Source organism: Rudanella paleaurantiibacter (assembly GCF_009184635.1).
In the GTDB taxonomy this organism is placed as follows: Bacteria; Bacteroidota; Bacteroidia; order Cytophagales; family Spirosomataceae; genus Rudanella; species Rudanella paleaurantiibacter.
The window spans coordinates 1-9,936 of record NZ_WELI01000025.1; the positions used below are offsets into that span (position 1 = coordinate 1).

9 protein-coding genes and 1 pseudogene are annotated in these 9,936 nt (G+C 50.1%); 4 read left to right on the forward strand and 6 right to left on the reverse strand.

All coding sequences use genetic code 11. The features are described 5' to 3' along the window. From F5984_RS26275 to F5984_RS26285, 3 genes and pseudogenes are all read left to right on the forward strand, one after another. Positions 1 to 487: pseudogene (locus F5984_RS26275) on the forward strand (replication initiation protein); the annotation flags it as partial. 87 nt (positions 488 to 574) lie between these two features. Beyond that, positions 575 to 790, forward strand: a complete 216-nt coding sequence (locus F5984_RS26280; protein WP_152127360.1) for a helix-turn-helix domain-containing protein — start codon at positions 575 to 577, stop codon at positions 788 to 790. A gap of 36 nt (positions 791 to 826) precedes the next feature. Beyond that, positions 827 to 1,741 carry a hypothetical protein gene (locus tag F5984_RS26285; RefSeq protein WP_019991501.1) on the forward strand — a complete coding sequence of 305 codons (915 nt, stop codon included), beginning with the start codon at positions 827 to 829 and terminating at the stop codon, positions 1,739 to 1,741. A 42-nt stretch (positions 1,742 to 1,783) separates the two neighbouring features. Here the strand turns inward: F5984_RS26285 and F5984_RS26290 are convergent, their stop codons facing one another. The 6 genes from F5984_RS26290 to F5984_RS26315 all read right to left on the reverse strand — a co-directional run bounded on the left by F5984_RS26290 (position 1,784) and on the right by F5984_RS26315 (position 8,389). Continuing rightward, positions 1,784 to 2,941: a DNA cytosine methyltransferase gene (locus tag F5984_RS26290; RefSeq protein WP_246169426.1), complete on the reverse strand. Its 1,158-nt coding sequence runs from the start codon at positions 2,939 to 2,941 to the stop codon at positions 1,784 to 1,786. Between the two features lie 306 nt (positions 2,942 to 3,247). Beyond that, positions 3,248 to 3,640, reverse strand: coding sequence for a hypothetical protein (locus F5984_RS26295; RefSeq protein WP_246169428.1), 393 nt, complete (start codon positions 3,638 to 3,640; stop codon positions 3,248 to 3,250). Positions 3,641 to 4,129: 489 nt separating this feature from the next. Beyond that, complete coding sequence (locus F5984_RS26300) at positions 4,130 to 6,064, reverse strand: type IV secretory system conjugative DNA transfer family protein (protein WP_152127366.1); 1,935 nt, start codon at positions 6,062 to 6,064, stop codon at positions 4,130 to 4,132. A 15-nt stretch (positions 6,065 to 6,079) separates the two neighbouring features. After that, positions 6,080 to 7,018: a DUF5712 family protein gene (locus F5984_RS26305; protein ID WP_152127368.1), complete on the reverse strand. Its 939-nt coding sequence runs from the start codon at positions 7,016 to 7,018 to the stop codon at positions 6,080 to 6,082. 17 nt (positions 7,019 to 7,035) lie between these two features. Beyond that, a complete protein-coding gene (locus F5984_RS26310) occupies positions 7,036 to 7,530 on the reverse strand; it encodes a BfmA/BtgA family mobilization protein (protein WP_246169430.1) in 495 nt (164 codons plus the stop codon). Positions 7,531 to 7,909: 379 nt separating this feature from the next. Then, the gene (locus F5984_RS26315; protein WP_152127370.1) at positions 7,910 to 8,389 is read right to left on the reverse strand and encodes a hypothetical protein; all 480 of its coding nucleotides are present in this window, start codon (positions 8,387 to 8,389) and stop codon (positions 7,910 to 7,912) included. Between the two features lie 432 nt (positions 8,390 to 8,821). On the opposite strand from F5984_RS26315, the gene F5984_RS26320 reads away from it, so the two are divergent. Beyond that, positions 8,822 to 9,904 (forward strand): replication initiation protein, encoded by a 1,083-nt coding sequence (locus tag F5984_RS26320; protein ID WP_246169433.1) that lies wholly within the window; start codon positions 8,822 to 8,824, stop codon positions 9,902 to 9,904. The last annotated feature ends 32 nt before the right edge of the window (positions 9,905 to 9,936 follow it).

The following is a 9,936-nucleotide window of genomic DNA, read 5'->3' on the forward strand; positions in this document are numbered from 1 at the left end:
GCGCGGTAAAGTCAAGCGAGACAAGGACGGAAACCCAAAAATGAAGTACCCCGACACCCGCGACCTAATCCGGTTTACCATGACAGAGCCGTTAGAAGAATTGGCCGGTACTGCCTTGGCGTTCGACTATGAGCCGGTGTATGAGACCGCCCGAATGACGCGGGGCCGCAAGAAGATAACTGGCTTTAAGTTCACTCTGAAACGTAAACAAGACGGTAAGATACCGGAGTACTGGCTACAAAATGCAGTAGTGTCTAGAGTGGTGGCCAGTCTGCGGGAATGGAAGGTAACAGATAAGAACATAGCCCTGTATCTGGAAGATATAGGCACCAAAGCGGCCAATAAGATACTGTATGACTGGCAGTTAAAGGAAAACACCGATGACCGCATAAACGACCGGGTGAAGTACTGCAACGCCGTGTTTGTCCGAATGGGTAAGGCTGCTCAGGAACGACTAAAACAGGAGGTTCAGGCGGCTTTAAGATAAGGTTAGTTATCGTAATTGCTAACTATAGTATGTAGATGCAAGATAATGAGGGACATACTTTTGTGCTATCTATAGTATGTCAATTACTTGAGCCTACGTGTAAAATTTGGACTGGTCGTTAAAGCTCTAAGAAAAGAGCAAAAACTATCCCAAGAAGAACTTGCGGAGAAGGCGGGTTTGCATAGGACATACATAGGTATGATTGAGAGGGGCGAGAAAAACGTAACCCTTGAAAACATACATAAAATTTCCCAAGCATTAAACGTCTCTCTCCCTGTTCTATTTAGCCGAATGCCGGAGTAGGAGCATATTCATATATAAATAACGTATGCTCCACATATGCAACCAAATGACCCTATTACAAACGATAAAATTCTAATCACCGGTGAGTTTACGGCTGAAAAAACTAACGATGTATTTAAGTCGGTCGTGTTCATTTACGATGATATAGTTTGGGAAGGGGCTATTCCTAAATACCTTGAAAGACAAGGAATAGTAATGTCAGATGAAGAAATTTCTGAGAGAATACCAACATTCTACGAGAACTTAAACCCGATTAATCGTAGTAAGTGGATTGCCGAGAGTGATTCACAGTGGGCTGATAAGGAAAGCCAGACTTATAAAGTGCTTAACGCGTTATATTCTGGTGAATGGGAATGTCGTGTTCACGGTCCCGTTCCAGAAGTGAATCCACAGCCCGCAGCCCGTCTAAAAGCATTAAAGACGATGGGTTATGTTATAGGCTCTCAGCGTCGGGAATGTAAACATTGTGGTGGCCGTGCTATGCATGATATACTAATCATGTTGCCTGCATTTGAAGCACGATTTGAACACGGCAATGAGCTACGAAAACCAATGTCTGACAGGTTCAAAGAGAGAACCAAGTCAATATTAAAATTTAAAGAAGTTTGTTTTGGTGTTAGACGTTCATCAAAAGAATTAATAATAGACCACAAATTCCCCTCTCAGAGATGGGGACAACCCGAATCCGATAACCCGGACGATATGCCAGAAAGTCAAATAAGACATAAATTCCAACTTCTGAGCAATCAAACAAATATGTGGAAGTCAAGATATTGTGACCGATGCGTCAAGGAGAATATACGGGGGGACTTTATGGATATAACGTGGTTCTATGAGGGTAACGCTTATTGGCAAGGGGCTGACAAACACGATGAAAACGGTTGTGTTGGCTGCCCGTGGTATGATTTGGAAAGGTGGAAGGACGAACTAAATAGGGTGCTGAACTCTTAACGTATAATACATAACAAAGGGCGGGTTTTAACCCGCCCTTTGTTATGTATTATACGTTAAGAGTTTGGCCTTCACTGCTAATGCTATATGCTTGGCCATTAAGCAAGGAACGGCATTACCAATCTGCCAATACGCCCTCTTAAATGTGCCACTAAAGACAAAATCATCAGGAAAGGTTTGTAGCCTGGCCATCTCGCGCGCAGATAGCACCCTATTTAATTCATAATGAATATGACAACCACCGTGATTTTCCTTCACGGCCATACTTGGAACGCCCTTGTATTGGCGTTTAAAAGCGTCTCTGAAAGTCTCGTAGAGAGATCCACCATGTGGAACATTTGCAATACGCTGCTCGAACTCTTCAGAATGCTTCGTCCATTCGTGGTTAATTGCAGGATTGCGAGGGACTAATTTTAAATCATCAATAGCACTTTCTATTGACTTGTAACTCTCTTTTGAGAATATTTCTTTGGGATAAGGATTTTCTAACCCAAGCCGATTACCTACGAATATGGCTCTTGTTCTAAGCTGTGGTACGCCGAAGGTTGCCGCTTCTAATATTCGAGCGGTCATATTTGGATATCCGGCTTCGGCAAACTGTTTGATTATCTCACGGTAAACGGTTCCCCCCTCCATAGTAAGAATACCGGGTACGTTTTCCATTACCACAAACTCAGGTTGAAAATGCTTTACGAAGCGTATATACTCCCGAAATAGCTTGTTCCTCGGATCGTTGGGATTTCTTAAACCTGCAACAGAAAAACCCTGACAAGGAGGTCCCCCAAAGATTACGTTTACTTTTGTTCCGCCTAACTTTTCCTCTAATACGCTCTCGGTTAGCTCTTCAATAGGGGTTTCAAAGTGTATACTTTCAGGAAAATTTTTGCGGATTGTATTTGATGCGTCTTTGTCTATCTCAACGCTGGCGACCTTCTTAAATCCGGCAGACCTCACGCCAACAGACATACCGCCCGCTCCTGAAAACAAGTCTATAAATGTCGCGTTCGTAGGTTCATCAGAAACCTTTGTCGTGTCAACCACACCCCAATTACCATTAGAGATTTTATCAGCATCGAGTTGGTTCTTTAGTGATGTGTATCTACTTGTTGCATCTCTGGCCCCTTTTGACAGTCTGGATTTTTTCACCTTGCTGGGTGCTTCCTCAACTATTGATACGAGGTCAAAAAGTGATGTTTGCATACGCTCTACGGCCTTTTTGCTAATTATAGTATTCAAATTAAGGGCGCATTTTTGATAAAGTCAAAGATTACCCCTAATATCTTTCGTCAAAATATTCTTTGCCATCTATGTATGTTCGTCGTAACTGGCCGCGAAAAACAATAGTGTCGGCTTTTTGTGATTTGAGGTATGCAGCTAAAAGGTTAGGAGCTTCGATTATAAAACTCTGCTCCTCCTTCTCGTAATAGATTCCTGTTAGTGGGTCTTTGCCAGGCTCTCTAACGATCTTCACATTATAGGCTTTGCTGGGATATTCCATATAAAGCGTCATCCAAAGATTTTTTGAAAAAATCCCCGCTTCTCCTGCGCTGGCATCCGCTCAGCAAGTTTGGTAATCATGCCTTTAATGTCGTCTAGCTCGGTGCGTATATCTTCTTGACGCATGGGGGGCTGACTGCCTTTCTTTATTTGCTCCTGGGCGTACTGGCGTAAATCTTCGTTTACGTACTGACCTATCGTCTTACCGCTGCGCTGCGCGGCCTTCTCGATGGCAGTACGGGTTTCAAGTTCAACCCCGCGTACTGTCCACAAACCCACGTCTGGGGCGCGTCGGGGCCTGCCTCCTTTTCCCTTTTTCCCCTCTGGCTCCGGCTCTGCTGCGGCCACGTCAACCGCTGTAAAACTTAATTCCGGTTTTGTTGTGTCGTCTTGGGTAGCCATTGCAGTAAAGTACGACGTTTTGTTATGGCTGTAAACTACGCCTTTTTCCTCGTTGGTCGCAACTGCTAACAAAACCCCGGTTTTGTTTTACGCTTCTATACTCGTTGCATTTTTCGGGGTTTTTGGGTGCTGGCGGGGCGGCTCTGTTTCCCGATTTATTTTCTTAACATAAGATTGTTTATAAAACCATTCTCGGTAAAGTACTACGTTTTGTTGTTGCCAGTGAACCCTGCGGCCTTGTACTTTTCCGTTTTACCCCTCCTTTACCGAATCGTACAAAATCCGTCGTTTGGCCTAAACAGAATAATGTTTGGTGGCTGAGGCCAATTTTGGCGAGCTGTGGGCCGGGTTCGCGCCCGATCTGGCCCGGCTCCTGGCCATGTCCGGCCCTCGATGGGGGCGGCTCTCCAAAGATTGTTTGGTTTTGCTGGAGTAGCCTGACGGGCTAAAACAGATTTGGCAGTCATTGACTGCCAAATCTGTTTTGTTTTACATAAAGTTTTGCCAGTCCTCTGGCTCTGGCGGGGCTGTAGTCGGCTGCGTCGCTCTTGGCGGCTCCTGAGCGGGGGCGGGCTTCACGCTGGGGGCTGCGGTTGGTCTGCCTGTCTGGGCGGTGGATGTCCGGCGCTCGGCCTGCTCTCCGCTGCGGGGTGCATCGGCGGGGGCCTCCTGCGCCTGGCTGCTGGCCAGTATTCCGTTTACCTGGTCTTTAATGCGGCTGAACTGCTGGCGCGTGTCGGCTTCGCTGGCTTGTTGAAATGATTTCAGGGGCTGCGCCTGGCTGTGGGGGGCTACAAAGTAGCGTCTAAACTCGGCGTGGCTCCCTTCGGCCAAGATACCCGCAAACTCGCCCTGTTCAAAGCGCATAACGGCCTGTGCTTCCAAACGGTCGCGCTGCTGTACGTTGCGGCTCTGGCTGTAGCTGGTGCCGCTGTCGCTCTGGCTCACGCTGCGCCCAGTGTACTCCCGGTCATAACGGCCAAACATACGGCTAACCCGTTCGGCCACTTCCGGCGTGGTCGAGCGGCCAAAGAACTGGTTTGATAACGACCCTAAAATCATTTCGCTCGTCTCCCGGCCAAAGGCTCCCACCATTTGGGAAATGTCCTGAACCGCGTAAACCGTCGCTATCTGGTTGCTGCGGCCGGTAGCGGGTAGCTGCTGGAAGTTGGGAATAAACAGCGTGGGGGCTTCATCCAGAATAACCACGCTGGGCCGCTGGCCGGGTTTATTCATCCGTTTTATGGCCGTAGAGACGATTAAGGAGATAAGCGGGGAAAACGTAGCGGTTAGGGTTGGGTCGTTGCCTACGGTCAAAATAGCGGGCTTCTCGGGGCTGTTCAGGTCAAACGGTACGTCGTCGCCCGACAGTACCCAGTAAATGGCCGGGCTGACTAAGGCCGACAGGTAGTTTTGCACTGTCGAGAATACGCCCGCTAACTGGTTCTCACTCCCGGCTCCGCTGCTCACGCTGGCAATGATGGGCCGTACTTCGTCGTCCTGCCGTAGTACTTCGATAAGTTGCCGGGGGTCGCTCTCCAACAGCAAAGAAACCGCGTGGGGCAGTGTACAGTACTGCGGATGGTTGTTCCGCAAATACCAGATACTACCCGTTAACAGCACTTCCGCCGACTGAATCCAGAAACTGCGCTGCTGGGCGGCTTTTACGTCTAAGTTGCTCAGGACGGTTAAGGCCGCTTCGCGGGCCTGGCTGACATTTTGGAGTAATCGGGGGGCTACAGGGTTAATTCGGTGGCTGCGGCTTACGTCGGTAAAGTTGACGTAATACGGTGTTACGTCTGTGTCGGCATAACTCCCGGCTACGTCCTGGGCGAGCGTGGGGAATTTGAAATCATACACTAATCCCGTTAAGCCCTGCGCTCCGGCCTGCTGAATAATCGGCTCGACGAGTGATTTGCTTTTGCCGCTGCCGGGGCCGCCGTTGATGAACGTTCCCCGGTAGGGGTTGGCCACCCATAACGGACCGTCGCCGGTCTGGAACACAAACCCACCCTGTTGGGGGTCTATGCTCACCGTCTGCGGGCGGCTCTGGCGATAGTGGCGGTATAGAGCCCACCCTGCGTAACCGATAAACACCAGGCTACCCCAGCCGGTGTATCTCTTCACCAAGAAGAACGCTAACCACCAGGGCAGCGAGCGAACCCAAATCTTATTCCACAGCACGAAGCTGTTAAAATGCTGCTCCTCGCCGTAGCGGATAGCATCCAGCGCAAAGCGGGTAATCCGGTCCAACCCTAACGTGCCGAGTAAACCCAGGGCGTAGGGCGTTAACAGGCTTGCCGCAAGGGTCAAAATAAACAGGTGTCCACCGTGCCACGTCGCGGGCGTGGTGGTGGCCAACGTGAACCATAATAGCCCAATGGCTCCAATTATCACGTAACCGCGTGTTTTGTCGTCTTTCATTGTTTGGATAAAGTGTTACAGCCGGGGGCCGCGCCGTTTGATTTCGGCCCGTTCCTCTTGCTGGGCCGGGGTCTGCTGCGGTCGCTGCTGCGGCTCCTGTGCTTTTTCTTCCCCTTTGGCCCATTGTTGCTGCTGGTTTTGTCCCTGCTCTTTCGCCTTCTGCTGCTCAACGGCTCGCCGTTCTGCGGCCTGGCGTTGGGCCGCTCGCTCCTGCTCCTGGCGGTGGCTCTCAGCCCGAATCACGGCTAACTTTTCGGCTACCCGTTCGGCCTGGGTGCCGTGTTGCTGGTTGCGGCTATACTCAAACGTTTCTGTTGGCTTGCGCTCGTAGCTAAATTTCTGGTCAAACTGTCGCTCACTGGCCCGGATGAAGTTGGTACGGTCGAATCCCCCTTTTACGGCTCCTCTTTCGGTGGCCCGGTGATTCGTCGCCGGACTGAGTTTAAGCGGGTGTTTCCGCTCCATCTGTCCGGCCTGCTGCTGGGCTTTGAACTGGCTTAGATTTTCCGTCCGGCTAACGATAACGTGGACGTGGGTTTGCTCGCCCTCCTTTTTTCTTCCCTTCAATCCTTCGCCCGTCTGTACGGCCCGGTCGCTGTGGGTGTGGGTTCGCTCCTTCTCGATTTTGGCAAACCAAACCAAGTCTTTCCCTTCTATCCCCTTTCCAAAATTGCGGGCGTACTCGTTCATCACCTCGCGGGTATAGTCGCGCAGCTTCGCCGGATCGTCGCCGATGTGCTTTAGTTCTTCCCGGCTGGGGCCAATGATGATTTGGTAAAACTTCTCGTCGTCGCGGCCCAAATTCCGTTTGTTCTGGTCAATGGTGGGCGTTACCTCACTCGCTCGCATTCCGTCGCGCTCCTGACTGAACCACTGGCCGCGCTCCTGCTTCTCTAAGTAGTTCACCAAACCGCCACAACTGCCCGCACTCCCGCCACTAACTTTTACAACCATACGTTACATTTCGACTATTATCTGTTAGGGTTGCCGGGACGGGTTGCGTCCGGTTTGGGTGGTACGGGCTGGGCCGTACCTGGCTGGGCTGCGTTGCTAGGCTTCGGGGGAATCGGCTGGGGGGTATTCATGGCCGCAACAGCCGCTTTAAAGCGGTCGGTCAGGAGTTCGGGCTTTATCGCACTGCTGATTGTTCGGATTTGTGATTGCCCTATTTTCCTCGGTACGTCCTCCTGTAGTAGTTTGGTTAGTACCTGCACATCGTCCGACAGGGGGCGCAGTATCTTCTTTTCCTGCTCCCGGATGAAGCCGATCAACCGTTTGTCTAACGCCTTAATTGCGTCGGTTGGATTGTCAGCTTTGGGGTCTCTGGGGTCGGCTTTGGTGGCGTTGAAATACCGCACCATTGCCCCGAACAGGTCTTTATTGGTCATACCGTAGGACTTGGCGAGCTTCTTAAAATCCTCGTACAAGTCAGGGTCAACGTCAATACTTTTTAGGGTTCTGCTCATGGGTCACGGATACCCAAACGGAAACATTACGCTGTTTATCAATTAGTTAAAGACTAAATACGTCTTTTTCCCGTTTGGTTCTGATTTAGTTTGTAAGTCAAATAATTGATTATCAACCCCGTAGGGCGGGCCGAAGAACGGTATGACCGTAGGGAATACCGTTTCGGCTCGCTTCTACGAACGCGCCAGCCTGCACGCCATCGGCGGGCAAAAAGACCGCACCGCGCAAGGGGTAAAAGGGGAAAAAACAGGTTGCTTAAGTTGTACCAGTTGCACGAGTTGTGCCGGTTGTACGGGTTGCACCCGTTGTACAGGGTGTGGCCCTTGTGGTATGACTGGTATCGGTGGTATGATTGGTATGACTGCAACGGCAGCCCGGTCATACCTGCCCAACCTGCGCCAGAAACTGCCCTATCTTTTCCAGATCATATAACCGCCAGGTGTCGGGATGCTGGCCACGTCTGGAAAAATCCCGGTAGTGTTGCAGGCCCAACAACCGGCGGAACCTAACCAGCGGGATAGGCGAATTTTGCAGCCAGCTATACAACCCGTCGCGGACCTGGAAAAACCGTTGCAAGTCGGCCCGCTCCTGCTCCGTGCCGTACCGATGGGTTAGGCGGGTAACATCGGCGTAGGTAAACGGTAGCTCTCCGCGTCGCTTGGTATAGTAGTTGGTCAGGCTCAACCCTAAGAAGCTGGCCACAGTGGGCGCGTCCTCCTGGGCGGCTCGTTGGGTTACGCTGGTTAGTATCTCCCGGTATCGGCTGACCACTTGCAGCAGGCTCCGGGGGTTAGTGCGCGGTAGGCTGGCCGATACTGTGGCCCCTTCCGCCTGTTCGCTCTCACAGACTAAAATCATACCTCTAAATTACTAAACAGATAGGGAAGGTAGATAAAAAATGTTGATAACTAAATTTATAGTTGCCGCCCTCTTTGAAATTTTTAGCAACGCGCGGTCTTATTTGTTTTTTGTTTTTTTCCTTCCCAAATCTGGATCCGTCAGGATTAGTATTTCACTTTATCCACAGCCTTTTTAGCAACGCGCGGCCCGACAACTATCATAGTAGGAAATTTCCTTTATAGTTATATTTCTTATATAAGGAGTCAAACCGAATAAACCGAGAAATACCCCCAGTTAGAAGCTTAAATAAACCGAGAAATACCCCCACTTGCAGGGATAATAAACCGAGAAACGCCCCCGATTTATCCGAGTAATATTTTATATCTCTGTTTTTTCTGTCTATCTTCGGCCTGTTCCCTGACGGAAGGGGGCTAAATGGCATTTGTGAGGATGGAAGATAAGCGTAGTACTCAATTGGTTTTACCGCTCGGCCTGACCTATGAGCCGAAACATAAGGACTTAGTTAAACAGCACTGGAACGTAACGTTTGCCCGTCAGGGCCGTATGAGCGTCACGGCTAAACGCATTATGGCCCGCGTCATTGACCAAATACGCGACGATGATTTTAAGCTGCGGCCCTACTATCAGTTCCGTATCGTGGACATCATCACCGATGCCGGGATAACGAAGGAAACAGCCTATAAGGAGGTTCAGGGGTCATTGCGTGAATTAACGGCGGCAGCGTGGGAATTTGAAAGCCTGGACGGGTCAGAATGGTATATCCGGCACTTGCTCGACACAACGAAGGAGCGGGCCATAGGGTATAAAGATGGAATCATTACGGTACTGCTTAACCCACAGTTAGAACCGTACTTTATTCAGATCGCCCACTACTCGACCTATCAGCTTAACAACTACATGGGGTTAAAAAGCTGGTACTCGATGCGCTTCTTTGAAATTCTGTCCGCCTTCCGGGACACCGGCGTATGGTGTCCGACGGTCGAACAGTACCGCCAGCTTATGGACTGCTCCGAGGAGAAGGACAAGCGCGGTAAAGTCAAGCGAGACAAGGACGGAAACCCAAAAATGAAGTACCCCGACACCCGCGACCTAATCCGGTTTACCATGACAGAGCCGTTAGAAGAATTGGCCGGTACTGCCTTGGCGTTCGACTATGAGCCGGTGTATGAGACCGCCCGAATGACGCGGGGCCGCAAGAAGATAACTGGCTTTAAGTTCACTCTGAAACGTAAACAAGACGGTAAGATACCGGAGTACTGGCTACAAAATGCAGTAGTGTCTAGAGTGGTGGCCAGTCTGCGGGAATGGAAGGTAACAGATAAGAACATAGCCCTGTATCTGGAAGATATAGGCACCAAAGCGGCCAATAAGATACTGTATGACTGGCAGTTAAAGGAAAACACCGATGACCGCATAAACGACCGGGTGAAGTACTGCAACGCCGTGTTTGTCCGAATGGGTAAGGCTGCTCAGGAACGACTAAAACAGGAGGTTCAGGCGGCTTTAAGATAAGGTTAGTTATCGTAATTGCTAACTATAGTATG

Excerpts from the sequence above, each read along its gene's own strand:
- F5984_RS26300 (WP_152127366.1), bottom strand. The coding sequence starts at position 6,064 with ATGAAAGACGACAAAACACGCGGTTACGTGATAATTGGAGCCATTGGG.
- F5984_RS26320 (WP_246169433.1), top strand. The coding sequence starts at position 8,822 with ATGGAAGATAAGCGTAGTACTCAATTGGTTTTACCGCTCGGCCTGACC.
- F5984_RS26290 (WP_246169426.1), bottom strand. The coding sequence starts at position 2,941 with ATGCAAACATCACTTTTTGACCTCGTATCAATAGTTGAGGAAGCACCC.
- F5984_RS26310 (WP_246169430.1), bottom strand. The coding sequence starts at position 7,530 with ATGAGCAGAACCCTAAAAAGTATTGACGTTGACCCTGACTTGTACGAG.
- F5984_RS26315 (WP_152127370.1), bottom strand. The coding sequence starts at position 8,389 with ATGATTTTAGTCTGTGAGAGCGAACAGGCGGAAGGGGCCACAGTATCG.
- F5984_RS26305 (WP_152127368.1), bottom strand. The coding sequence starts at position 7,018 with ATGGTTGTAAAAGTTAGTGGCGGGAGTGCGGGCAGTTGTGGCGGTTTG.
- F5984_RS26285 (WP_019991501.1), top strand. The coding sequence starts at position 827 with ATGCAACCAAATGACCCTATTACAAACGATAAAATTCTAATCACCGGT.
- F5984_RS26295 (WP_246169428.1), bottom strand. The coding sequence starts at position 3,640 with ATGGCTACCCAAGACGACACAACAAAACCGGAATTAAGTTTTACAGCG.